Source organism: Methylobacterium sp. TK26 (assembly GCF_055361565.1).
In genome coordinates this window covers 630,253-653,898 of the sequence record NZ_CM143965.1, presented here as the reverse complement: position 1 = coordinate 653,898, position 23,646 = coordinate 630,253, and the positions used below count along the sequence as shown (strand labels likewise).

The window sequence follows — 23,646 nt, the reverse complement described above, 5'->3', positions numbered from 1 at the left end:
TCGCCCGCCTTTGCGGCGCCGGTGAGGCCGCCTAAACGGGTTCGGGCACCGCGTCCGCCTGCGGCACCACCGCGCTGTTCTCCACGGCGATCACCGCGTCGAACGGATCGAGCCCGTCCGGCACCGTGGGGCCGTGCAGGCAGACGATGAGGCCGCGCCCGGCGCGCAGGCGCCGCAGCCCGGCGAGGCGCGCGGCGAAATCGTCCGGCTGGCGGGCTTCGAGCACGGCCATGACGAGGATGTCCGGCTCGCGGGCGAGGCAGCGGACGAGTTCGATGGCGATGCGGTCGCGGGCGCCGATCGCCCCGTCCGACAGGGCGCCGCCGCCCGTGGGATCGACCTCGCTGTCGAGGCCCCGCCGGTAGACGGCGGCTTCCAGCCCTTCGTCGGCGAGGAAGCGCCGGAGCAGCGCCCGCACGCGCGGCTCGGCATTGGCCTCGCCGAGGCTCACCCGGCCGAAGAGCAGGTTCTCCTCCAGGCTCGCCGCCGGGTTGATCCGCGCGGGATCGTGGAACTCGACCGCCCCGGAGAGGTGGGCGGGCAGCATCCGCGCGAAGGAGCGCCGGGCCTGGAGCAGCCTCTCCTCGAAGGCGGGGTCGATGAGGCCGAAGCGGTGGCGCGTCTCGCTGTAGCGCAGGGCGAGGCCGATCAGCCGCTTCCGGTCGCGCTGGCCCGCCGGCCCCCGCCGCAGGCCCGTGGCGGAGGGCAGGCGCACCACCAGATCCTCGAAATAGCCCCGCTCGGCGGATGGAAACAGGGAGTAAGCGTCGAAGAGCGGGTGATCGTTCGGCAGTTCCGAGAAGATCTCGACGGTCATGCGCGCCACCGTGAGGCCGATCTCGGTGAGCGGGCGCACGAGGTCTTCCGCCTCCAGCACTGCGCGCATGTAGGGGTTGCGGGCGAGCCGGGCCGGGGCGAAGGCGCCCCCGACCGGCGTGCCGAACAGGATGTTCTCGCCGACGCTGGCTTGGTGGTTGTAGCGCTCCGGGTCGAACGGCTCGATCAGCCGGCCCGCCCCCTCGGCGGCCAGCGCCGCCTGCATCCCCCGCCGCGCCGCGACGATGGCGGCGGCCAAGTCGGGATCGGTCTTCGCGTCGAGCCGCCCTTCGAGGCCCCGGCTGTAGACGAAGCCGTCGAGCCCGGTGAGGCGGCAGAGGCCGATCAGCGCGATGTCGTCCGGGGCGAGGCCGGGCTTGGTGCCGTAGAGCAGGTTCTGGCGCAGGCTCCCCTCCACGAGGATCGCCTCGCCCCCCGCGAAGGCGATGCGCCGCGCCCGCTGGATGGGGTCGAGGGACGACAGGTCGAGCCCGGCATAGGTCACGGCGCCGGCGGTGGGCTCGATCTGCCCGGCGAGCACCGCCGCGAGCACCCGCGCGCCGCTGCCGCGCCCCCCGGTGATCGCCACATGGCCCGGCATCGTCACCGCCACGTCGGAGCGGGCCAGCCGCTCGCCCGTGGCCGGATCGAAGGCGCCGACATCCTTCGCCGCGAGCGTTCCCGCCTCCGGCAGGCGCCGCGTCACCGGGGGCGCCGGGCGGGAGCCCGTGCGGCCGTCGAGGGCCACGACCGTGCGGGCGAGGTCCCGCAGGCGGGGCCGCACCGCCTGTCGCGTGAGCCAGAGCCGCACGCAGGCGCCCACGAGCCACGCGGCCACGCCGAAGGCGCCCGCCGCCGCCGCGAGGTCGGCGGGCTCCACCGGCGGCGACGCGGCAGCTTCGCCCTTCAGGCCGGAGCGCCACAGGGCCGTGCCGATGGCGAGCGCGGGCAGGATCGCCGCCAGGGCCACGGCGGGGCCGCGCGCATAGGCGAGGCGCGCCTCGGCGCGGGCGATCTTGGCGCGGTTGACCGCGACGCGGGAGGTGATCCGCGCCATCTCCAGGGCGCCCGCCCCGTGGTTGCGGACGGCGGGCAGGCGCCGCACGAGGTCGCCGAGACCGGCCTCGACCCGCGCGGCGGTGCGGATGCGCAGATCCTGCCGCTCGCGGCCCCGGCGCAGCATCAGCGCGTCCGCGAGGGCCGCCGCCGCGAGGCCCACCGCCGCCGCCGGCACGAGGCGCGGCGCGGCGATGGCGGCGAAGGCCAGGGCGAGGGTGACCGCCACGAGGGTCATGGCCGGCACGACGATGCCCGCCGCCAGAAGCCGCTCGGTGCGGCTCAGGACCTCACCCAGCAGCCGGGCGATGCCCCGGAGGTCGTCCCGCGCCGTGGCCGGCGAGGCGATGACCGCGCGGATCGCCCGGTCGCGGACGGCGTCCGCCGCGCGGTTCTGGGCGCGGAAGCACAGCACCGCGACCAGCCAGCCGACGGCGGCGAGCGCCAGGGCGCAGCCGGCGATGCCGAGGAAGCCCGCGAGTTCCAGGTCCGCCGGCCGCATCGGCCAGCCCTTCGCCAGCACCCATTCCCCCTGCGGCATCGCCACCGTGACCCGCAGGAACGGCACGCTCGGCGCCTCGTCGCGGGGCATCACGCCGATCAGGTCGCGCATGCACAGGAGCGCCAGGGTGCAGAGCGGCGCCCCGAGGCCCACCGCCAGCGCCGTCGCCGCGGCATGGAGGCGCCGCGCGTTCCGCCAGGTGATGCGCAGAGGATCGGTATCCATGCGCTCCCTTATACAGCCGACGCGGCGGAGCACGATTGGCCGCAGCCGCAGGGCTGGCGCGCTATCCCAACGGCGCTACCTTCGCGGCAGCGCACCGGAGGGCTGGTTTTTGAACGGGAACGCCGACGACCGGCCAGGGGCCCCCGCGACGGCGCAACTCTTCTCCCCCGGCGCGGACGCACTCTATCGCCTCGTGCTGATGACGCTGGTCGCCTGCCTCGTCGCGGTGCCGGTCCTGGGCGCGGGCATCGTGCGGTCGAGCTACGTCACGGGCGTGGGCATCGCCCCGAGCCAGCCTGTGCCGTTCAGCCACAAGCACCATGCGGGCGAACTCGGCGTCGATTGCCGCTATTGCCATACGGGCGTCGAGAAGACGGCCAGCGCCGGGCTCCCGCCGACCCATACCTGCATGACCTGCCACTCACAGATCTGGACCGGCTCGGACATGCTGAAGCCCGTGCGTGACAGCTACACGCAGGACAAGCCCCTCGTCTGGCAGCGGCTGAACAAGCTGCCGGGCTACGTCTACTTCAACCACTCGGTCCACGTGACCAAGGGTGTCGGCTGCTCGACCTGCCACGGCGACGTGACGTCGATGCAGATGACCTACCGCGCCAACGCCTTCGAGATGCAGTTCTGCCTCGATTGCCACCGGGCGCCCGAGAAGTACCTCCGCACGCCGGACGAAGTCTGGAACATGAACTGGAAGCCCGCCGCCGACCAGGCGAGCCTCGGGCCGAAGCTCGCCGCGCAGTACCACGTGCGCGGCGGCGAGCGGCTCACCGAATGCGGAATCTGCCACCGATGACAGGCGTGCCCGACCTCACGGCCCTGCGCGCCCGGCTGGACGGCGGCGACGGCCCGCGCTTCTGGCGCAGCCTCGACGCGGTGGCGGATTCGGAGGAGTTCCGGACCTACCTCGCGGCCGAGTTCCCGGCGGCCACGCGGCTGGCCGCGCAGCCGGGGCGGCGCGGCTTCCTCAAGCTCATGGCCGCGTCCTTCGCGCTCGGCGGCCTCGCCGCCTGCGGGGGGCCGGACGGGCGCGAATACGAAGTGCCCTACGTGAAGGAGCCGGAGCGGATCCTGCCCGGCGCCGCCCTGTCCTACGCGTCGAGCGCGCAGTTCGACGGGTTCGGCAACGGCATCCTCGTCACCACCCGCAACGGTCGGCCCCTGAAGATCGAGGGCAACCCGGACCATCCCTGGAGCCGCGGCGGCACCGACGTGCTCGCCCAGGCCTCGATCCTCGGCCTCTACGACCCGTTCCGCAGCCAGGCGGTGCAGCACCTGGGACGCCCCGCCTCCTGGGCGTCCTTCGAGGCGGCGATGCTGGGGGAGACGGAACGCTGGCGCGCGGCGCGCGGCAAGGGCGTCGCCCTGCTCACCGGGCCCGTCACCTCCCCGACGCTCGCGGCCGAACTCGACAAGCTCCGCGCGGCCTACCCGGAGATGCGCTGGTACGCGGGCTCGACCCGCGACGGGATCCTCGAGGGCGCCCGCCGGGCCTTCGGCCGCCCGGTGGAGACCCTGCCCGACTTCGCCAAGGCGAAGACCATCGTCGCCCTCGATGGCGACTTCCTCGATCTCGGGCCGGGGCAGGTCGGCCTGTCGCGGCGCTGGGCCGACGCCCGCCGGGCCGCCCTCGCGCAGGGTCGCCTGCTGCCGCTCTTCTCCGCCGCGCCGACGCCCGGCCTCACCAGTTCCAAGGCCGACGACGCCCTGCCCGTTGCCGCCGGGCGCCTGGAGGAGATCGCGCGGGCGATGCTCGCCGCCGCCTCCGGTGGGGCCGCGCCGGAGGGCGCCGACCCGGCCGCGCGCTGGGCGCGCCGCGCCTGGGATTCCCTGAGCGCCGCGCGGGGCGAGGGCATCGTGACGGCGGGGCTGACGGCGAGCCCCGACCTGCACGACCTCGTGCACCGCCTCAACGGGGCGCTCGGCAACGAGGGCGCGACGCTCCGCCATGTCTCGCCGGCCGTGCAGGACGGCGCGGGCTCCCTCGCCGACCTCGCCAAGGCGATGGACGGGGGCGAGGTGCAGGCCCTGATCGTGCTCGGCACGAACCCGGTCTACGACGCGCCGGGCGCCCTCGATTTTGCTGCGCGGCTGGAGCGGGTGCCGCTCAAGATCCATGTCGGGCTGTATTTCGACGAGACCGGCGCCCATGCCGACTGGCACCTGCCGCTGGCCCATCCGCTCGAATCCTGGGGCGACGTGCGCTCCCTCGACGGGACGGTGGGGCTGATCCAGCCGACGGTCTCGCCCTTCTACAACGGCCACACGCCGCAGGAGATCGTCGCCTTCCTCGCCCGCGCGGACGGGGCGGCCGATCCCCTGGCCCTGCTCAAGGCGCGCTGGCGCGGGCAAGGCGAGGACGAGGCCGCCTTCGAGGCGCGCTTCGCCGAGGCCCTGCGCACCGGCTTCCTGCCCGACAGCGCCGCGCCCGCCGAGGCGGTCACGCTCACCGGCGCCGCCGCGACGCCCGCCGCCCCGGCGGGCGGCCTCGAAGTGGTGTTCCGGCCGGACGGCACCCTCTACGACGGCACCCATGCCGACCTCGCGTGGCTTCAGGAATTGCCCAAGCCCCTGACCAAGGTGGTGTGGGAGAACGTCGTCGCCGTGAGCCCGGCGCTGGCCGCCCGCGAAAAGCTCGCCGACGGCGACCTCGTGCGGATCGAGGCGGGCGGGCGCTCCGTCACCGGCCCGGCCTGGATCCTGCCCGGTCAGGCCGCCGACACCGTGACGCTCTGCCTCGGCTACGGCCGGAACGTGCCCGACCATCTCTCGCAGGGCCTCGGCTACGATGCCGGCGCCCTGCGCGCCCCCGAGACGCCCTGGCGGCTGTCGGGGGCGCGCCTCGTGCGCACGGGCGAGCGGCGGATGCCCGCCACGACCCAGCATCTCGGCGCCCTGCCCGACGACGAGGAGGGCCGGCAGATCATCCGCACCCAGGTGCCCGGCGGCGCCCCGGCGGGCGATCCGAAGGGCGCGAACCCGCCCTCCTTCTACCCGCCGCCCGAGTCGCAGGACCGCTGGACGGCCGCGCAATGGGGCATGGCGATCGACCTCGACGCCTGCACCGGCTGCAACGCCTGCGTCACCGCCTGTCAGGCCGAGAACAACATTCCCGTGGTCGGCCGCGAGGAGGTGGCGCGCGGGCGCTGGCTCGGCTGGATCCGCATCGACCGCTACTACGAGGGCGACCCGGAGGCCCCGGCGACGCATTTCCAGCCCGTGAACTGCATGCATTGCGAGTCCGCGCCCTGCGAACTCGGCTGCCCGGTGGAGGCGACGCTCCACGACAGCGAGGGGCTGAACCTGCAGGTCTACAACCGCTGCGTCGGGACGCGGACCTGCCAGAGCTACTGCCCGTACAAGGTCAGGCGTTTCAACTACCTCGACTATTCCGGCGGGATGCCCCCGGTGACGCAGCAGCAGCGCAACCCGGAGGTGACGGTGCGGGCGCGCGGCGTGATGGAGAAGTGCACCTACTGCATCCAGCGCATCGCGGCGGCCCGGATCGACTCCGCTAAGGACGCCCACGCCCCGATCCCCGACGGGACGGTCGAGACCGCCTGCCAGGGCGCCTGCCCGACGCGGGCGATCACCTTCGGCAACGTGGCCGACCCGGAGAGCCAGGTCTCCGCGGCCAAGCGCGACCCGCGCAACTACTCGCTGCTGGGGCACCTCAACACCAAGCCGCGCACCACCTACCTCGCCGGTCTCGTCCCCGCCGGCCGGGAGGGCTGAGGCATGATCCGCGAGCCCGCCCCCGCGATCCGCCCCGGCGAAAACATGCGCTCCGTCGGCGAGGCGGTGACGGCGATTACCCTCGCCCATCCCGCCGGCCGGACGTGGTGGATCGCCTTCGCGGGCGCCACCGCCCTGCTCGGGTTGTTCGCCTTCACCCTCTGCTACCTCGTCTACGAGGGCGTCGGGATCTGGGACAACAACAACGCCGTCGTCTGGGCGCTCGACATCGCGAGCTACGATTGGTGGATCGGCGTCGCCTGCGGCAGCCTGCTCGTCTCAGGCATCCTGCTGCTGCTCGGCGTCGAGTGGCGGGGGCCGGTGAGCCGCGTCGCGGAGACGGTGGGGCTGCTCGCCACCGCCGCCGCCGGGCTCTACCCGATCATCCATCTCGGGCGGCCCTGGTACTTCTACTGGAACCTGCCCTACCCGAACACCTTCGGGCTCTGGCCGCAATTCCGCTCGCCGCTCCTGTGGGACGCCATCGACATCGTGTCGTTCCTCGTGGTGGCGCTCAGCCTCTGGTACATCGGCCTCCTGCCCGACATCGCCTGCCTGCGCGACCGCGCCTACGCGGAGGCCGCGCGGCAGATCGAGGCCGTGGCCCCGACCCGGAAATCCGCCCTCATGCGGGCGCGGACCTACGGCATCCTCGCCTCGGGCTGGCGCGGCTCGGCCGCCCACTGGCAGATCCGGGGGCAGGCCTACCGGATCGTCGCCCTGCTCGGGGTGCTCCTCGTCGTCTCGGTGCAGACCGGCGCCTCGGTGATGCTGGCGGGCTCCGTGATGCCGGGCTGGCACGGCACGCTGATGCCGGTGAGCTTCCTGGTCCACGCGGTGCTCTCGGGCGTCGGCGTCACGGCGGCGCTCATGATGCTGGTGCGCGGGGTCTACGGGCTGTCGAGCCTCGTCACAGACCGCCACCTCGACGTGCTCGCGCGGCTGATGCTCTGCCTCGGCTGCGCCAGCGCCTATTGCTACGGCGCCGAGATCTTCGACACGTTCCTGGCGGGCGATGCCGCCGGCCGCGCCGTGCTGGTGCGCCGGATGGAGGGCGGCCACGCCCTTGCCTTCTGGGCGGCGGTGATCGGCCTCACCCTGCCGCCGCAGGCGTTCTGGTCCGCCCGCGCCCGGCGCTCGCCGCTGATCCTCGCCGTGGTCGGGCTCCTCGTGGCGGCGGGCGCCTATGCCGACCACGTGATGATCCTCGTCGTCACCCTGACGCAGGATTTCCTGCCCTCCTCCCGCCTGCCCTACGCGGTCGATCACTGGGGCGTGGCCACCTTCGCCGGCTCGATCGGGCTGTTCCTCGCCCTGATCCTGCTGTTCGTGCGCTACCTGCCGTCGGTCTCGATCACCGAGATCCGCCGCCTCGTGCCGACCGGCGCGCAGGCCGAGGCCGCCGCGCCGGCACGGCGGCCGGACGCGGAGCGGGACGCGCCCCTCTGGGGTGTGGCCGCCTCCTTCCCGAGCGAGGCCGAACTCGCCGCCGCCCTGCAGGCGCTCTCCTCCCTGCGGGACCGCATCCGTCTCGACGGCTACGGCCCCGTGCCGATGCCCCGCACCCTGCGGGCGCTCGGCCTCGAGGGCCGCTCGATCCTGCCCTATGCCCTGGGCGGGGCGCTCGCGGGCGGCGCGGCCTTCTACGGCATGTGCATCTACGCCACGGCCTACGATTACGTGTTCCTGATCGGCGGGCGGCCGCGCTTCTCCTGGCCCTCCTTCGTGGTGCCGAGCGTGTCCTTCGCGATGCTCACCGGGTGTCTGGCCGTCCACGCCGCGCTGCTCTGGCTGAACCGCCTGCCGCGCCTGAACCACCCGGCCTTCAACATCCCCGGCTTCCTGAACACCTCGCAGGACCGGTTCTTCCTCGCCGCCGAGTTGCGGGACGACGGCCCGGAGGCCGCGCGCATCGAGCGCCGCCTCGCCGCCCTGCCCCAGGGCGGCGGGCGTCCCCTCGCCATCGCGAGGATTCCGCGATGAGCCGGCGCCTCCTCCTGCCCCTTCTGGCCGTGCTGCCGCTCGCCGCCTGCGGCGAGGCCAACATGGACGACCAGGCCAAGGCCCGCAGCTGGGACAAGAACCCGTTCTTCCCCAAAGAGATGACGATGCGCCATCCGGTGGCCGGGACGGTGCCCCGCCTCGATCCGGCCCGCGAGGTGCCCCAGCCCGGGACCATCACCGCCGCCCTCGTGGAGCGCGGGCGCCAGCGCTATGCCGTGTTCTGCACCCCCTGCCACGGGCAGGACGGCAAGGGCGCGGGCATGATCGTGGATCGCGGCCTCGCCCCGGCGGGCGACCTCGGCTCGGAGCGGCTGCGCGCCGCCGGGGCGCCCGAGATCTACGGGGCCATCTCGAACGGATACCGCAGCATGTTCGGCATGGCGCAGATGATCCCCTCGGCGGATCGCTGGGCCATCGTCGCCTATGTCCGCGCCCTGCAGATCAGCCGGGACGTGCCCGTCGCGGCCTTGCCCGAGACCGACCGCGCGGCCCTGGAGACGGTGCGATGAGGCTGCCCCTCTTCGCCCTCCTCGGCGCCGGGGCGCTCGCCTTCGCGCTCTATGCCGGCGGAAGCCGGGGCGCGGCGGCGTCCTGCCTCGCCGCGTGGCTCGTGCTCCTTGCCCTGCCCGTCGGCGCCCTGCCGATCACGGTGGTGGCCGAGCGCTTCGGCCGGAAGTTGCGCGAGCGCGGCGGCGTCGAGATGCTCGCCGGCCTGCGGCGGCTCATGGCGCTGATGCCGGCTGCCGCGCTCCTCGGCGTTCCGGTGCTCGTCGCGAGCCTCCTCCTCTATCCGTGGATGCACGAGCCGCCGCGCACGCCGCTGGCCGCCCTGTGGTTCACCGCGCCGTTCTTCCTCGCGCGGGCCGCCGTCTATCTCGGCATCTGGACGTGGCTGTGCCTGCGCTTCGCCCGGCCCTTCGAGGCCCCCGGCGAGGGCCGCACCGTGCCGGCGGTCGCCCTGCACGCGCTCATCGGCACGCTCTTCGCCATCGACGTGGTCGCCGCCCTCGATCCGAGGCTCGATTCCGCCCTCCTCGGCCTGCTGCTGATGACCGCCTGGAGCGGGCTCGCCTTCGCCGCCGCGATCCTCCTCGCCTGGGAGGAGCCGGAGCCCATCGGCCGGGGCCGCGCCGTGCCGGGGCGGGGGCGGCTCATCCCCCTCGTCGTGCTCCTCGGCCTCTGGGCCTACATGCACTTCCTGCAGGCGCTGATCGTCTGGTCCGCGAACCTCCCCGCCGAGGTGGCGTGGTACTCGGCGCGCGGCGGCTGGACCGGCCGCAGCCTCGCCATCGCCTCCGGCGTGGTGGCGAGCCTCGCCGGGCTCGCGACCCTGCGGCCGGGCCGGGTCATCACCCGCGCGCTGGCCGCCGCCGCCATCGGGGTCCACGCCCTGGAGATGTTCTGGCTGGTCACGCCCTCCGTGCGCGACCGGTTCGCGATCCGCCCGGCGGACGTGCTCGCCTGCGTCGCGGTCGCCTGCCTCGCCGGGCTGCTGCATCCGCTCCTCGCGCGGCGCTGGGCGCCGCCCCGCCGGAGGAAGGCCCGATGAGCGGCGAGGGACAACGCCCGGCCGGGCTCGTGCCGGCCATGCTCGCGGCCCTGGCGCTGAAGGCCACCGGCCTCGTGCGCCACCGGGCCGAGGCGGGCAAGCCCGCCCGCCGGCCGGACGGGCCGGGCCACGAGACCAGCGACGTCAACGTCCGCAACACCGTGCTCGTGATGGGCGGCCTCGCCCTGTCGGCCGCGGCCGTCATCGGGGGCATGGTGCTGTTCATCCGCGTCACGGAATCGCGCCAGCGCGCGGCCCTGCCGACGCTCACCCCGCAGCAGACGACCCGCCTCGTGCCGCCGCCGCCGAACCTCCAGCCCGACCCCTATGCCGACCTCGATCGGCAGCGGGATGCCGCCCGCGCCGCCATCGACGGCTACGGCTACCTCGACCCCGCCCGGACCCGCGCCCGCATCCCCATCGACCGGGCGATGACCCTCGCGGTCGGGCGCTCCCTCGACGGTGGGGGGCCGTCGCGATGACCCCCGATCACGCCGCGCTGCAACTCTGGCCCGTCGCCGCCTCGGCCAGCGCCGTCGAGGCCGACGAGCTGATCCTCGCCTTCACGGTGCTGACGCTCGTGCTCACCGTGCCGGTGTTCATCGCCATCACGTGGTTCGCCCTGCGCTACCGGGAGGGCTCGGACGCCGACCGGTCGCCCTCGGGAATCCGCTCGAACCTCATCGAGATCAGCTGGATGCTGATCCCGTTCCTGCTCACCCTGGTGTTCTTCGTGTGGGGCGCGCGGCTCTTCGTGGACTCGAAGAACCCGCCGCCGGACGCGATGGTGGTCGAGGTGATCGGGCGCCAATGGATGTGGAAGTTCCAGCATCCCACCGGCCAGTCCGAGATCAACGACCTGCACCTGCCGATCGGCCAGCCGATCAAGCTGCGCATCATCAGCCAGGACGTGATCCACGCCCTCTACCTGCCGGCCGTGCGGATGCAGGTCGCCGCCCTGCCCGACCGCTACACCGAGATGTGGTTCAAGGCCGACAAGGTCGGCACCTTCCACCTCTACTGCTCCGAATATTGCGGCACGGACCATTCGGTGATGGGCGGCAAGCTGACCCTCATGAACCCCGGCGACTACCAGGATTGGCTGGTCCATGCCGGGGCGCAGCAGGGCGTCGCCGCCGCCGGCCGCGCCCTCTACGAGGCCTATGGCTGCGCCTCTTGCCACGAGCCGGGCTCCCCGGTGAAGGCGCCGAGCCTCGCCGGCCTCTCCGGCAGCAAGGTCGCCCTCGCCGACGGGCGCAGTGTCGTCGCGGACGACGAATGGCTGCGCCAGAAGATCCTGAACCCCAACGGCGACAAGCTCGCCGGCGGGGGCAAGCAGGTGATGCCGAGCTTCGCCGGGCGGATCCCGGAGGACGAGCTCAACAAGATCGTCGACTTCATCAAGGCCTATCCGAGGCCCGGCCAATCCGCGGAGGCGACGCGATGAGCGCATCGGGCACCATCGAAGGCGCGGCCCACCGCGAGCCGCACGCGCCGGAGGCCACGATCGGGCGCAAGCCCGACTACCTCCACGCGGAATCGACCCTGCGCTCGTGGTTCCTCACCACGGACCACAAGCGCATCGCGCTGCTCTACCTCGCCTCGATCACCGGCTTCTTCGTCATCGGCGCCCTGGCGGCGGGGGTGGTGCGGCTGGCGCTGGTCGTGCCGAACGGCGCGATCATGACCAACGACACCTACAACAAGGCCTTCACCATCCACGGGGTGGTGATGGTGTGGTTCTTCCTGATCCCCTCCATCCCCGCGACCTTCGGCAACTTCCTGATCCCGCTGATGATCGGGGCCAAGGACCTCGCCTTCCCCAAGCTCAACCTGACGAGCTGGTACGTGTTCATGGCGGGCGCGCTGTTCACGCTCGTCTCGGTGGTGCTCGGCGGCGTCGACACCGGCTGGACCTTCTACGCACCCCTCTCCACCGCCTTCTCGAACACCTGGGTGCTGCCGGCGCTGATCGGCGTGACCATCGTCGGCTTCTCCTCGATCCTGACGGGGCTCAACTTCGTCGTGACGATCCACACCATGCGCGCGCCCGGCATGACGTGGTTCAAACTGCCGATCTTCGTCTGGACGCATTACGCGACGAGCCTGATCTTCCTCCTCGCGACGCCCGTCATCACCACGGCGCTGATCCTGCTCATCGCCGAGCGGGCCTTCCATGTCGGGGTGTTCGATCCGGCCTTCGGCGGCGATCCGGTGCTGTTCCAGCACCTGTTCTGGTTCTATTCGCACCCGGCCGTGTACATCATGGTGCTGCCGGGCATGGGCGTGATCTCGGAGATCGTCCCCGCCTTCGCCCGCAAGAAGCTGTTCGGCTACCGGTTCGTGGCCTACGCCTCGATCGGGCTCGCCTCCGTGACGTTCTTCGTGTGGGGCCACCACATGTTCGTCAACGGCCAGAGCGATCTGGCGAGCCTCGTCTTCTCCGCCCTCTCCTTCGCGGTGGCGGTGCCCTCGGCGGTGAAGGTCTACAACTGGACCGCGACGATCCATAAGGGCGCGCTGCGGCTCGACACGCCGATGCTCTACGCGATGGGCTATATCGGCCTGTTCGTGCTGGGCGGGTTGACCGGGCTCTACCTCGCGACGCTCGCGATCAACCAGCACATCCACGCGACCTACTTCGTGGTCGCGCATTTCCACTACATCATGGTCGGTGGCACGGTGCTGGCCTTCCTCGGCGGCCTGCACTTCTGGTGGCCGAAATTCACGGGCCGCATGTACAGCGAGCCGTGGGGCCGGGTCTCCGCGATCCTGATCTTCCTCGGCTTCAACGTCACCTTCTTCCCGCAATTCATCCTGGGGTATCTCGGGATGCCCCGGCGCTACGCGACCTATCCGCCGGAATTCCAGCTCCTCAACGTGCTCTCCTCGGCCGGGGCGACGATCCTGGCGGCGGGCTACATCTTCCCGATGCTCTACCTCGTCTATTCCCTGTGGTTCGGCCGCAAGGCGCCGGCCAACCCATGGGACGCGAAGGGGCTCGAATGGGAGACCTCCTCCCCGCCGCCGACGCTGAACTTCGTCAGCCCGCCGGAGGTGCCCCGCATTCCCTACGACTATCCGATCCAGGCCACTGAATCCAAAGACCAGCACCGATGAGCGAGGGGCTCGCCAAGGGGGTCGGGGTCGCCCGCGCCCATCATTTCGAGAGTGTGGCCCAGCAGCGCGAGGCCACGACGCTGGGCATCTGGGCGTGGCTCATCACCGAGCTTCTGCTCTTCTCCGCGCTGTTCCTCGTGGCGCTGATCCTGCGTATCCAGCACCCCGAGGCGACGGTCGCGGCGGCGCGGCACCTGAAGTTCTGGATCGGCGCCGCCAACACCGTGGTGCTGATCTGTTCGAGCCTCACCATGTCGATGGCGATCGAGTTCTCGCGGATGGGGTGGCAGCGGGCGATGGTGCGCGCCATGCTGGCCACCGCCGCCCTCGGGACCCTGTTCCTCGTGCTGAAGGGCTACGAGTACTACGCCGACTGGGACGAGCACATGATGCCGTTCCTGTCCTCGCGCCCCTTCGCGCTGGAGGAGACGCCGGCCGCGCGGCTGTTCGTGAACCTCTACTACGTCGCGACCATGCTGCACGCGGTCCACCTGTTCACCGGCATCGCGCTGCTCCTCGGCATGACGTGGATGGCGGCCAAGGCCGGGTTCCTGGCGCGGCACCAGAACTGGATCGAGATCTACGGCCTCTACTGGCACTTCATCGATCTCGTGTGGATCCTGGCCTTTCCGATCCTCTATGTCGTCAACCGGGGGACCTGACCATGCGCACCCCCCTCTCCGCCCTCACCCCGGCCGACCGGGCGCAGTTGAAGCGGCGGATGCGCAAGCCGGTGCTGACCTTCCTGGCGCTGCTGGCGCTGCTCGCCGTCAACGTCACCCTCGGCGCCACCCTGCCCTTCGCCCATGTCTGGGCCATCGAACTCGGCGTGGTCGCGCTGATGGCGGCCACCATCCTCCTCGTCTCCATGGAGGTCATCGAGGAGCCGCCGCTGATCCGGTTGTTCTCGGGGCTCGGCTTCTTCTGGGTCTGCATCATGGTCGGCATGACCCTCACCGATTACCTCGGACGCTGATTTCCGGTTGTTCGGATAGGCCAAGGCGCTTAAACGGCTGCCTTCCTCCCCTCACCTCCGTCCGGTCCGATGTGCGAACTGCTCGGCATGAGCGCCAACGTGCCGACCGACATCCGCTTCTCCTTCGCGGGCCTCGCCCGGCGCGGCGGCGAGACCGGACCGCATGCGGACGGCTGGGGCATCAGCTTCTACGAGGGGCGCACCACCCGCAGCTTCCTGGAGCCGGAGCCGAGCTCGCGCTCGCAGCTCGCGCGGCTCCTGCGCGACATGCCGATCAAGAGCTGCATCGTCCTCGGCCATGTCCGTCGGGCGAATCGCGGCCGGGTCAGCCTGGAGAACACCCACCCCTTCTCCCGCGAGTTGTGGGGCCGCCGCTGGACCTTCGCCCATAACGGACAGTTGAAGGGCGTGAAGCGCCTCGAACTCGGCGCCTTCACCCCCATCGGCACCACCGACAGCGAGCACGCCTTCTGCTGGATGCTCGGGCGCCTGCACGCCCGGTTCAAGACCCTGCCCCGGCCCGCCACCCTGGACCGGATCGTCGCCGACCTCTGCGCCGAATTGCACGCCCTCGGCGTGTTCAACATGCTGATGTCCGACAGCCGCACCCTCTACGCCCATTGCGGCAAGCGGCTCTGCTACCTCACGCGGCGCTCGCCCTTCGGCAAGGCGACCCTGATCGACGAGGACTGGACCATCGATTTCGCCCGCGAGACCACCGCCAACGACGTCGTGACCGTGGTCGCCACGCAGGCCCTGACCCGCGACGAAAGCTGGACCGTGGTGGAGCGCGGGGACATGCTCACCCTGCGCGAGGGCGAGGTGCGGGTGTTGAGGGGGCGCAACGGTTGCGCACATGCGACTTGAGCGAGGGTGCATGCGCGGCTCCGATGCGCTACAACCCAGGTAACAGGCGCGCATAGGTCGGGCGTTCACCCAGTCACCGGCCCTCAAGCGCGCTCCTCGGCCGCTTTGGACCGGCGGCCGGGTCACGACAAGCTGACGAGTGCGACGAGCATGACCCGCGAAGACAACGCCGTCCTGCACGCGCAGGACGGTTCCTCGGACGAGCGTCCGAACCTGTCGTCCTCGATCCGGACCCATCTCGGCGAGCATCTACGCACCGCCTATGACCGGCTCAACGAAGACACGATGCCGGTTCGCTTCGCCGAACTCATCGACCGGCTCGAAGCCGCCCTGCGCGCGCGCGGCGAGGCGATCGAGCCGGAATTCCGCGACGGGCTTCTCGCGGCGGTGCCCAGCCTGCGCGCCTTCGCCCTGTCGCTGACCTCGAACCCCGCCCGCTCGGACGACCTCGTGCAGGACACCCTTCTCAAGGGCTGGCAGCACCGCGCCCGCTTCCAGCCGGGCACGAACCTCAATGCGTGGCTGTTCACGATCCTGCGCAACATCTTCTACTCGGATCACCGCAAGCGGGTCCGCGAGGTCGAGGACCAGGACGGCTCCTACGCCGCCCGCCTCGCCACCGCCCCGCACCAGGGCGACCGGCTCGACGTGGAGGATCTGCAATCGGCGCTGGCCAAGCTCCCGCCGGACCAGCGCGAGGCGCTGGTCCTGGTCGGCGCGGAGGGCGTCTCCTACGAGGAGGCGGCGACGATCATGGGGTGCAAGGTCGGCACGGTGAAGAGCCGCGTGAGCCGCGCCCGGGGCCGTCTGGCCGAACTTCTCGGCTACGACGAGGAGGATCTGGGCTCCGACCGGTTCATCCAGTCGGCCATGCCCGACGCGTGAACGACGTCGTCCGAGCGGTTAGCCGTTCGGACACCATGACGGCGCCGGCCCGGGAGAGGCCTCAAAAATCGATGCATCCGAATCCGGGGATGGGGCGTTGTTGGCCCGAGCTTCGCTGCATCCATGCGGCGGAACGACACGGAAACGGAGCATCCGTATGACCTTCAAGACCCTCCTGGCCGCCTCGGCCCTCGCCCTCTCGCTGCCCCTCGCCGCCCAGGCGCAGGGCCTCGTCCCCGGTGCCGAGCGCGGCGCTGCCGCCGGCGCGGACGCGGCCGGCCCGATCGGCGGGATCGTCGGCGGCGCGGTGGGCGCGGCCACGGGCACCGTGGGCGGCATTCTCGGCGTCGACATGGCCCCGCGCTTCCGCAGCTATGTCCGTGAGCGCAACGTCCGCTCGTACGATTACGACGGCCGCGTCGCCGTGGGCTCCACCCTGCCGTCCTCGGGCGTGACCTACTACGAGGTCCCGAACGAGTACCGCGTGCAGCCGGGCTACCGCTACACCGTCGTCAACGACCGTCCGGTGCTGGTGGACCGCAGCCACCGCATCGTCGAGGTGATCGACTAAGCGTTCCGGGTTCGCCCGAGGGCACGTCCCGCCGGAACGACCACCGCTCCGGCGGGATGAGTGCGGCCCTGGGCCCCGAAGCGCGTCAGCTTCGGGGCCCTTTTCGCGTGCGCCATTCCAACGGAGGAGGCTTCCCCCATGAACGACGACGGAGCCGAAGGCAGGCCGGTCCTGCCCGAGCCGGTACGGGACCATCTCGGCCAGCAATTGCGCGGCACGATCCCCGTGGCCGACAAGCCGCGCTTCCTCGGCGACGAGCCGGAGATCCCCGGCGAGTTCGAGCCGCAGCTGCGCCGCCTGGAGACCCGCCTCAAGACCCATGAGGAAGGCACCGAGGCCGTGGGCGAGGCCCTGGAGCGTATCCTCGATGCGTTCGGCGTGAAGCCGGAGCCGTCGAAGGACGCCTGACGCCTCAGACCTTGGGCTTCGTGGCGAGGATGTCGCGGATCTCGCCGAGCAGCTTCACGTCGGCCGGGACCTCGGCGACGGCGTCGGGCTTCTTGTCCTCGGCATGCTGCAGCTTGTTCATGGCGCGGATGACCATGAACAGCACGAAGGCGACGATGACGAAGTTCAGCGAGACGGTGAGGAACTGTCCGTAACCCAGCACCGCGCCTTGCTTCTTGGCCTCGGTATAGGCGAGCCCCGTCTGCACCTTGGAGGACAGGGGCAGGTAGTAGTTCGAGAAATCGAGCCCGCCGGTGACGGCGCCGATGGCCGGCATGAACAGGTCCTGCACCGCCGAGGTGACGATGGCGCCGAAGGCCGCGCCGATGATGACACCCACCGCGAGATCGACGACATTGCCCCGCAGGGCGAATTTCTTGAATTCTTCGAGCATCCCCACCTCCGCTCCGGCGACCGCGTGAGACCGTGCCTCACGCTGCGGGTGGGTGGGAACCGGGTCTCACGCGCTATCCACCGTCGGTTGCGGTGGCCCTCTCGTCGCTGAGGGCGGCCTGCTCGGCCTTCGCGCGGCGCCGATACTGCGCCGCGCCCACTGGGATGGTGACGAGATACACCCCGCTCACCGCGACCAGCGCCTCGAACGGGTAGCTGATGAGGATGCCGAAGGCCGCGACGCCGAGGAGGAAGATCGGCAGGACGAGGCCGCGCGGCACCCGCTTGCCCATGGTCTTGCCGGAGAAGGTCGGCACCGTGGAGACCACGAGCAGCGCGATGCACAGCACGTAGGCCAGCACCGCCGGCGCCGCCCAGGCATCGAAGGTGAGGCCGAGGAAGTGCAGGTAGAGCGGCAGCATCGCCGTCAACGCCCCGGCGGGGGCCGGCATGCCGACGAAGAAATCCTTCTTCCATTCCGGCCGCGAGGGGTCGTCCAGCATCGCGTTGAACCGCGCGAGGCGCAGGCCCATGGCGATGGCGAAGATCAGGGCGATGATCCAGCCGAGCGACTTCAGGTGGAACAGCACGAAGCCGTAGAGGATCAGCGCCGGGGCGCAGCCGAAATTCACGAAGTCGGCCAGCGAATCGAGCTCCGCGCCGAAGCGGGAGGTGCCCTTGAGCAGGCGCGCCACCCGCCCGTCGATCCCGTCGAGTACGCCCGCCGCCACCACGGAGATGACGGCCGGCTCGAACTTGCCCTCGAAGGCCAGCCGGATCGCCGTCAGCCCGAGGCAGAGCGCCATCAGGGTGATCATGTTCGGGGCGATCATGCGGAACGGCACCGGCTTGAACCGGCGCGGGCGCGGCTCGTTCGGATCCGGCTCGAAGGGCGGGAAGAGGTCGTCCACGACAGGCATCCCTCAGATCCGGCGGAAGCTGCGCTCGGGGCCGCCGCCGAGGTCGGCGAGCACGGTCTCCCCCGCCACCGCCTTCTGGCCGAGGCCGACGAGGACGCGGGTGCCGGCCGGCAGGTAGACATCGACGCGGGAGCCGAACCGGATCAGCCCGAACCGGTCGCCCGCCGCCAGGGTGTCCCCCGCCGAGACGAAGCCGACGATCCGCCGCGCCACCAACCCGGCGATCTGCACCACGCCGATCCGCGTCGGCGTGCCGCGATGGCTCGACTCGATGACGAGCCCGTTGCGCTCGTTGTCGTCGCTCGCCTTGTCCAACTCAGCGTTGAGGAACAAGCCGGGCGTGTAGTGGATCTGCCCGATGCGGCCGGCGACCGGCATGCGGTTCACGTGGCAATCGAACACGTTCATGAACACCGAGACGCGCAGCGTCGGCACCTGCGGCAGGTCGAGTTCCGGCGGCGGCAGGACGGTGGCGATGAGGTTCACCCGCCCGTCGGCCGGCGACACGACGAGCCCGTCGCCCGTGGGCACGACGCGCTCGGGATCGCGGAAGAAGTAGCAGACCCAGAGCGTGAGGATCAGGAAGATCCATCCGAAGAACTGGGAGAAGTAGCCCGCCAGCACGGTCAGCACGATGCCGATCAGGATGAAGGGGTAGCCCTCCTTGTGGATCGGCACCAGCGTCCGCCGGATCGTCTCGATGAGGTCGGTCATTCTGAAAGGGCTCGGGGCGTCGGATCTCTGCCGGGCGGATGGCAGCCCGTTAAGCCCGCGTCAACTTTCGGGGTCGGGATGGGGGCGCTCGCCCGGCATCGATCTCGGCAAGAGCATCCGGTGTGAAGCGGAGCTTCACGCGCCATACTTCGCCCAAAGCGCCCGAACCTGCTCGTCCGAGGCGAACTCCCCACGCGTGGCTTGGGCACGCGACTTGGCCAGCGATGCCTCTTCCTCGGGAGACAGGTGATACACCGGTTCGTCCTCGCCGTTGGCGAACACCAGCAGCATCCGCGCGGCATCGTCCTGCATGGCGTCGGGGAGCGCGCGGACGCGCGCGATGGCTCGTTCCAGTAGCTCGGTCATGGCGGCATGATACACAGCGCCGCTAGGAAAAGAAGCGATTCGCTTCGGAGTTCAGGCGCCCATGAGCCAGCACATCGCCTTCCTCGGCCTCGGCGCCATGGGCGCGCCCATCGCCCGGCATCTGGCAGCCAAGGGCCCCGAGACCGTGACGGCCTGCGATGCCGAGCCCGCCCGCCTCGCCGGCCTCGATAGGCCGCGGCTCGTCGCCACCACCGACCGGAGCCGGATCGCGGGGGCCGACGTGCTGTTCCTGTGCCTGCCCGATGGGGCGGTGGTGGAGGCGGCCCTGTTCGGGGCGGACGGCATCGCGGAGCGCCTCGCGCCGGGCGCCATCGTGGTCGATCTCAGCACCACCACCCATGCCGACGCCCTGCGCATCGGCCGGGCGCTGGAAGCGTGCGGCCGGCGCTTCCTCGACGCGCCGGTCTCAGGCGCGCCCGCCGGGGCGGAGGCAGGGACGCTCACCGTGATGTGCGGCGGCGCCCCGGAGGCGTTTGAGGCGGTGCGCCCGCTCCTCGACCGGTTCGGCGCCACGGTGCTGCACATGGGCCCGGCGGGGGCGGGGCAGCTCACCAAGACGGTCAACAACGTCCTCTACGACATCAACATCGCGGCGCTGGCCGAGGTGCTGCCGATGGCGGTGGCGATGGGGCTCGATCCGGCCCAGTTGGGCCAAGTCGTCACGACGGGCACGAGCCGGAGCTACGCCTCGCAATACTTCGTGCCGCGCATCCTCAAGGGTGAGTTCGACGAGGGCTACCCCCTCGCCAAGGCCTACAAGGACCTCGTAAGTGCCGCCGCGGTGGCCGCCGAGAACGGCTTCCCCCTCCCCGTCACGGCGGCGGCCACCGCCACCTACCAGACCGCCCTGCGCCAGGGCCACGGCGACCGCGACAAGGGCGCCATGGTTCTCCCGTTCGAGACCCTGCTGGGGGTGAAGGTGCGGGGGTGAGTACCGCCCTTCCTTGCGAGCACAGCGACGCGATGAGGGATACGCGTCGTTCGGAGCAGTCCCGCTGGCCTGGATTGCTCTGGTGACGGCTATAGCATAACGCTATATGTGCGATTCGCATCTTGTTATGATGAGCGATGCCGCAGGTCGTCTACAGTCGGGATGCTCTCCGCGCGTTGAGCCGCATGCCGGCCAACGTGTCCCGGTTGATCCGCAGCAAGATGGAACACTACGCCGTCGATCCTGGCGCCCTCGGCAACAATGTGAAGATGCTCAAAGGTGAGCCTGGAGTGTTGCGGTTGCGGGTGGGTGATTGGCGCGTCCTGTTCACGGAAGACAGCGTGGTAATCGCCGTCATCCGCATCGCACCGCGCGGCAGCGTGTACGACCGATGAGATCGCTTCGACAGCCGGCCATGGAGGTGCCCGTGAACGTCCAGACCATCACCACCCCGGCGGGGGAGCGCCTCGTCCTTCTGGCCGAGGCCGATTATGCGGCGCTCGTCGAAGCGGCGGAGGACAATGGCGACCGGGCCGCCGTCGCCGCGTTCCGCCAGCGGCTGGCGGCGGGCGAAGAGGAACTCGTACCCTCGGCGGTTGTGGACCGCCTCCTCTCCGGGGAGAGCCGCGTCCGCGTCTGGCGCGAGCACCGTGGGCTCAAGGCATCGGAACTGGCCGCGAAGGCCGGCATCGCGCAAGCCTTCCTCTCGCAGATCGAGACCGGCAAGCGCGACGGGACCGTGGAGACCTATCGCAAGCTCGCCGAAGCCCTCGACGTCACCCTGGACGATCTGGCGGGGTAGGGTCGATCCCTCAATCCACCGCCGGCGCGTGCAACTCCGCGTCGGTGAAGCGGGCCTGCTCCTCCATGACCAACTGGCCGAGCTCCCGCTTGATCGCGTTGAACTCGGCGCTCGCCGGATCACGCGGGCGGGGCATGGGCACGCTCACGTCGCGTTTGATGCGGCCGGGGCGGTAGGTCATCACGAGGATGCGGTCGGCGAGGTAGATCGCCTCCTCGATGGAGTGCGTCACGAAGACGATGGTCTTCCGGTACTCCGACCAGATCCGCAGCAACTCGTCCTGCAGGGTCCGCCGGGTCAGCGCGTCGAGGGCGCCGAAGGGCTCGTCCATCAGCATGACCGGCGGGTCGAGGGCGAGGATACGGGCGATGGCCACCCGCTGGCGCATGCCGCCGGAGAGGTCCTTCGGATAGCGCTTGAGGAAGTCGGACAGGCCGAGCTTTTCCGTGATCCGCGCCACCGTCGCGTCGGCCTGGGCGCGGGGCACCCCCTTCACGTCGAGGCCGAAGCGGACGTTGTCCTCGACGCTCATCCACGGGAACAGGGCGTATTCCTGGAACACCATGCCCCGGTCGGGGCCCGGCTCCCGGACGGTCTTGCCCCCGATGGTGATCGCGCCGGAGGTGAGCGGGGTGAAGCCCGCCATGGCGTTGAGCAGGGTCGACTTGCCGCAGCCCGAGGGGCCGAGCAGGCACAGGAACTGCCCCTCCGGCACCGTGGCGGTGATGTCCTGCAACGCGGGCACGCCCGCGCTGCCGCTGCCGAACACCTTGACGGCGTTCGAGACGACGATCTCTGCCGACATGGGTTCAGCGCTCCAGGCCGCGGTGCCAGCGCAGCAGGTGGTCGTTCAGCCGGCTCATGGCGCCGTCGATGATCAGGCCGAGGATGCCGATCGTCAGCATGCCGCCGATGATCTTGTCCGACCACATGTATTCGCGGGCTTCGAGGATGCGGTAGCCGAGCCCGTCGGAGACCGCGATCATCTCGGCGACGATCACCACGATGAAGGCGGTGCCGATGCCGATTCGCATTCCGGCCAGCACGAAGGGGCTCGCGGCGGGCAGGATCACCCGGCGGAACATCGTCCAGCGGCCCGCCCCGAGGTTGCGGGCGGCGCGGATGTAGATCGAATCGACCTGCCGCACCCCGGCGATGGTGTTCACCAGCACCGGGAAGAAGGTCCCCAGCGCGATCAGAAACAGGGCCGGCGGGTTGCCGAGCCCGAACCAGACGATGGCCAGCGGGATATAGGCGATGGGCGGGATCGGCCGCAGCACCTGCAACAGCGGGTTGAACAGGCCGTAGAGCCTGTCGCTGGTCCCGAGGAGCAAGCCGATCGGCACGGCGAGCCCGGCGCCCAGCGCGAAGCCCGCCAGCACCCGGCCGAGGCTGGAGACAGCATCGTGCGGCATCTCGCCGGAGAACAGCCAGGAGAGGTAGCTCTCCTGCCCCGGATCGTAGGGCAGCGCCGGCTGGAGCCCGGCCCACCACTTCACCGCCACCGCCGAGGGCGGGGGCAGCACCACGGGGGAGACCACGCCGGTCCGGCTCATGACCTCCCAGAGGAGGAGCAGCGCCACCGGGACGAGGGCGCCGCGGAAGGACGAGAGCGCCATCGCCTCAGTTGACCTTCAGGTTCGCCTTGGCCTTCTCGAGCAGGTCGAGCTTGACCCACTCGGCATCCGATTTCGGCGGGTTCTGCATCTTCCCCAGCCCGTACTTCATCATGTAATCGGCCGTGGTCTGCATGTGCCCGGCCGGCATCGCGTAGGTGTAGCTGGCATTGGCCATGCCATCGCGAAAGTCCTGGCTCGACAACTGGCCCTTGAACACCTGCTCGCGCACGTATTTCTCGGCCAGAGCCGGATCGTCGATGAAGGCCTTGGTCGCGGCCACGAAGAGGTTAAGCACCTTCTGCGCCACTTCGGGGCGCTCGGTGTACATCTTCTCGGTCATGACCAGCGGACGCACCGGCTTGCCGATGGGCGTGTCGTAGGGCTTCACCAGCTCGACGCCCCAGCCGGCGCTGATGGCTTGCGTCGATTGCGGCTCGGACTGGCAGATCACGTCGACGTATTTCTGCGCCAGGGCCTGGTTCAGGTCGGCGTAGTTGTTGAAGTAGGTCAGCTGCACGTCCTTGCCGGGCCGCTCGGACCACGTCATCCCGTGCTTGTCGAGTTCGGCGAGGAGCATCAGGTCCTGCGTGCCGCCGCGGACGGTGGCGACCTTGAGGCCCTTCAGGTCGGCGGCACTCTTGGCCGGCAGATCCGGCCGCTTGAGGATGCGCACCCCGCCATCGGCGAAGCCGGCCACCACGATGAGCTTCACGCCGTTGCCGCGCGCCGCCACCGCGCCATCGCCGCCGGAGGCCGCGATGTCGATCTGGTCCACCGCCATGGCGGGGTAGATGTCGGCGCCCTTGGCGAATTGGCGCTCGTCGATCTTGAGGCCGTATTTCGGGGCGATCTCCTTCATGTAGGAGATGGCGCCGTAATGGGCGAACTTGAGGTTGCCGAGACGCACGACGTCCTCGGCGCGGGCCGGCGCGGCGAGCGCAACGGCGGCGGCGCAGGCGGCCAGCAGATGTCTGATCACGATACACTCCCCGGGACTGAACGACGTCCGACCGGCCTTCTTGTTGGGCCGTGTTGCTTCAGGGGTATATCGCTTCGGCGGCCAAGTTAATCCCGGTGGAAGCCGGGTGAACCGGATTCTGGATACATCTTGCCGC

At 70.8% G+C, this 23,646-nt stretch carries 25 protein-coding genes; 17 read left to right on the top strand and 8 right to left on the bottom strand.

Going from position 1 to position 23,646, the window contains the following annotated elements; all coding sequences use genetic code 11:
- Positions 1–31: 31 nt before the first annotated feature.
- Complete coding sequence (locus ACXJ1Y_RS03290; protein ID WP_463848743.1) at positions 32–2,599, bottom strand: ABC transporter ATP-binding protein; 2,568 nt, start codon at positions 2,597–2,599, stop codon at positions 32–34.
- A 199-nt stretch (positions 2,600–2,798) separates the two neighbouring features.
- Here ACXJ1Y_RS03290 and ACXJ1Y_RS03285 point away from each other — a divergent pair, with 199 nt between their 5' ends.
- From ACXJ1Y_RS03285 to ACXJ1Y_RS03220, 14 genes are all read left to right on the top strand, one after another.
- Positions 2,799–3,407, top strand: coding sequence for a cytochrome c3 family protein (locus tag ACXJ1Y_RS03285; protein ID WP_342163917.1), 609 nt, complete (start codon positions 2,799–2,801; stop codon positions 3,405–3,407).
- Positions 3,404–6,346, top strand: a complete 2,943-nt coding sequence (locus ACXJ1Y_RS03280; RefSeq protein ID WP_463848742.1) for a TAT-variant-translocated molybdopterin oxidoreductase — start codon at positions 3,404–3,406, stop codon at positions 6,344–6,346. The genes ACXJ1Y_RS03285 and ACXJ1Y_RS03280 overlap by 4 nt, the downstream gene beginning before the upstream one ends.
- 3 nt (positions 6,347–6,349) lie before the next feature.
- Positions 6,350–8,329, top strand: a complete 1,980-nt coding sequence (locus ACXJ1Y_RS03275; protein WP_463848741.1) for a quinol:electron acceptor oxidoreductase subunit ActD — start codon at positions 6,350–6,352, stop codon at positions 8,327–8,329.
- Complete coding sequence (locus ACXJ1Y_RS03270) at positions 8,326–8,859, top strand: c-type cytochrome (RefSeq protein WP_463848740.1); 534 nt, start codon at positions 8,326–8,328, stop codon at positions 8,857–8,859. The genes ACXJ1Y_RS03275 and ACXJ1Y_RS03270 overlap by 4 nt, the downstream gene beginning before the upstream one ends.
- A complete protein-coding gene (locus ACXJ1Y_RS03265; RefSeq protein WP_463848739.1) occupies positions 8,856–9,899 on the top strand; it encodes a hypothetical protein in 1,044 nt (347 codons plus the stop codon). The genes ACXJ1Y_RS03270 and ACXJ1Y_RS03265 overlap by 4 nt, the downstream gene beginning before the upstream one ends.
- Entirely contained in the window at positions 9,896–10,381 is a 486-nt protein-coding gene (locus ACXJ1Y_RS03260) for a hypothetical protein (RefSeq protein WP_463848738.1), read from the top strand. Before ACXJ1Y_RS03265 ends, ACXJ1Y_RS03260 begins: the two co-directional genes overlap by 4 nt.
- Positions 10,378–11,346, top strand: coding sequence for a cytochrome c oxidase subunit II (gene coxB / locus ACXJ1Y_RS03255; RefSeq protein ID WP_463848737.1), 969 nt, complete (start codon positions 10,378–10,380; stop codon positions 11,344–11,346). Before ACXJ1Y_RS03260 ends, coxB begins: the two co-directional genes overlap by 4 nt.
- On the top strand, positions 11,343–13,019 hold the full coding sequence (locus tag ACXJ1Y_RS03250) for a cytochrome c oxidase subunit I (RefSeq protein ID WP_463848736.1): 1,677 nt from the start codon (positions 11,343–11,345) through the stop codon (positions 13,017–13,019). The genes coxB and ACXJ1Y_RS03250 overlap by 4 nt, the downstream gene beginning before the upstream one ends.
- Positions 13,016–13,681 (top strand): cytochrome c oxidase subunit 3, encoded by a 666-nt coding sequence (locus ACXJ1Y_RS03245; RefSeq protein WP_463848735.1) that lies wholly within the window; start codon positions 13,016–13,018, stop codon positions 13,679–13,681. The genes ACXJ1Y_RS03250 and ACXJ1Y_RS03245 overlap by 4 nt, the downstream gene beginning before the upstream one ends.
- Positions 13,682–13,683: 2 nt before the next feature.
- The gene (locus ACXJ1Y_RS03240; protein ID WP_463848734.1) at positions 13,684–13,995 is read left to right on the top strand and encodes an oxidase; all 312 of its coding nucleotides are present in this window, start codon (positions 13,684–13,686) and stop codon (positions 13,993–13,995) included.
- 69 nt (positions 13,996–14,064) lie between these two features.
- Positions 14,065–14,862 carry a class II glutamine amidotransferase gene (locus ACXJ1Y_RS03235; RefSeq protein WP_463848733.1) on the top strand — a complete coding sequence of 266 codons (798 nt, stop codon included), beginning with the start codon at positions 14,065–14,067 and terminating at the stop codon, positions 14,860–14,862.
- 150 nt (positions 14,863–15,012) lie between these two features.
- On the top strand, positions 15,013–15,747 hold the full coding sequence (locus tag ACXJ1Y_RS03230; protein WP_463848732.1) for a NepR family anti-sigma factor: 735 nt from the start codon (positions 15,013–15,015) through the stop codon (positions 15,745–15,747).
- Positions 15,748–15,904: 157 nt separating this feature from the next.
- Positions 15,905–16,318, top strand: coding sequence for a DUF1236 domain-containing protein (locus ACXJ1Y_RS03225; RefSeq protein ID WP_342163623.1), 414 nt, complete (start codon positions 15,905–15,907; stop codon positions 16,316–16,318).
- A 138-nt stretch (positions 16,319–16,456) separates the two neighbouring features.
- Positions 16,457–16,726, top strand: a complete 270-nt coding sequence (locus tag ACXJ1Y_RS03220) for a hypothetical protein (RefSeq protein ID WP_463848731.1) — start codon at positions 16,457–16,459, stop codon at positions 16,724–16,726.
- Positions 16,727–16,730: 4 nt separating this feature from the next.
- On the opposite strand, the gene mscL is transcribed toward ACXJ1Y_RS03220, so the two are convergent.
- The 4 genes from mscL to ACXJ1Y_RS03200 all read right to left on the bottom strand — a co-directional run bounded on the left by mscL (position 16,731) and on the right by ACXJ1Y_RS03200 (position 19,158).
- Entirely contained in the window at positions 16,731–17,159 is a 429-nt protein-coding gene (mscL, locus tag ACXJ1Y_RS03215; protein ID WP_463848730.1) for a large conductance mechanosensitive channel protein MscL, read from the bottom strand.
- A 73-nt stretch (positions 17,160–17,232) separates the two neighbouring features.
- Positions 17,233–18,069, bottom strand: coding sequence for a CDP-alcohol phosphatidyltransferase family protein (locus ACXJ1Y_RS03210; protein WP_463848729.1), 837 nt, complete (start codon positions 18,067–18,069; stop codon positions 17,233–17,235).
- A gap of 12 nt (positions 18,070–18,081) precedes the next feature.
- Positions 18,082–18,792, bottom strand: coding sequence for a phosphatidylserine decarboxylase (locus ACXJ1Y_RS03205; RefSeq protein WP_463848728.1), 711 nt, complete (start codon positions 18,790–18,792; stop codon positions 18,082–18,084).
- A 135-nt stretch (positions 18,793–18,927) separates the two neighbouring features.
- On the bottom strand, positions 18,928–19,158 hold the full coding sequence (locus ACXJ1Y_RS03200) for a hypothetical protein (protein WP_463848727.1): 231 nt from the start codon (positions 19,156–19,158) through the stop codon (positions 18,928–18,930).
- Positions 19,159–19,219: 61 nt separating this feature from the next.
- Between ACXJ1Y_RS03200 and ACXJ1Y_RS03195 the strand changes: the two genes are divergently transcribed.
- The 3 genes from ACXJ1Y_RS03195 to ACXJ1Y_RS03185 all read left to right on the top strand — a co-directional run bounded on the left by ACXJ1Y_RS03195 (position 19,220) and on the right by ACXJ1Y_RS03185 (position 20,912).
- Positions 19,220–20,110, top strand: a complete 891-nt coding sequence (locus tag ACXJ1Y_RS03195) for an NAD(P)-dependent oxidoreductase (RefSeq protein ID WP_463848726.1) — start codon at positions 19,220–19,222, stop codon at positions 20,108–20,110.
- 137 nt (positions 20,111–20,247) lie between these two features.
- Positions 20,248–20,505: a type II toxin-antitoxin system RelE family toxin gene (locus tag ACXJ1Y_RS03190; RefSeq protein WP_463848725.1), complete on the top strand. Its 258-nt coding sequence runs from the start codon at positions 20,248–20,250 to the stop codon at positions 20,503–20,505.
- Positions 20,506–20,537: 32 nt separating this feature from the next.
- Positions 20,538–20,912, top strand: a complete 375-nt coding sequence (locus ACXJ1Y_RS03185) for a helix-turn-helix domain-containing protein (RefSeq protein WP_463848724.1) — start codon at positions 20,538–20,540, stop codon at positions 20,910–20,912.
- Between the two features lie 10 nt (positions 20,913–20,922).
- On the opposite strand, the gene ACXJ1Y_RS03180 is transcribed toward ACXJ1Y_RS03185, so the two are convergent.
- The 3 genes from ACXJ1Y_RS03180 to ACXJ1Y_RS03170 are packed head-to-tail and all read right to left on the bottom strand — an operon-like array spanning position 20,923 to position 23,507.
- Positions 20,923–21,717: an ABC transporter ATP-binding protein gene (locus ACXJ1Y_RS03180; RefSeq protein WP_463848723.1), complete on the bottom strand. Its 795-nt coding sequence runs from the start codon at positions 21,715–21,717 to the stop codon at positions 20,923–20,925.
- Between the two features lie 4 nt (positions 21,718–21,721).
- Positions 21,722–22,531 carry an ABC transporter permease gene (locus ACXJ1Y_RS03175; protein WP_463848722.1) on the bottom strand — a complete coding sequence of 270 codons (810 nt, stop codon included), beginning with the start codon at positions 22,529–22,531 and terminating at the stop codon, positions 21,722–21,724.
- A 4-nt stretch (positions 22,532–22,535) separates the two neighbouring features.
- A complete protein-coding gene (locus tag ACXJ1Y_RS03170; RefSeq protein WP_463850020.1) occupies positions 22,536–23,507 on the bottom strand; it encodes an ABC transporter substrate-binding protein in 972 nt (323 codons plus the stop codon).
- Positions 23,508–23,646: the final 139 nt, after the last annotated feature.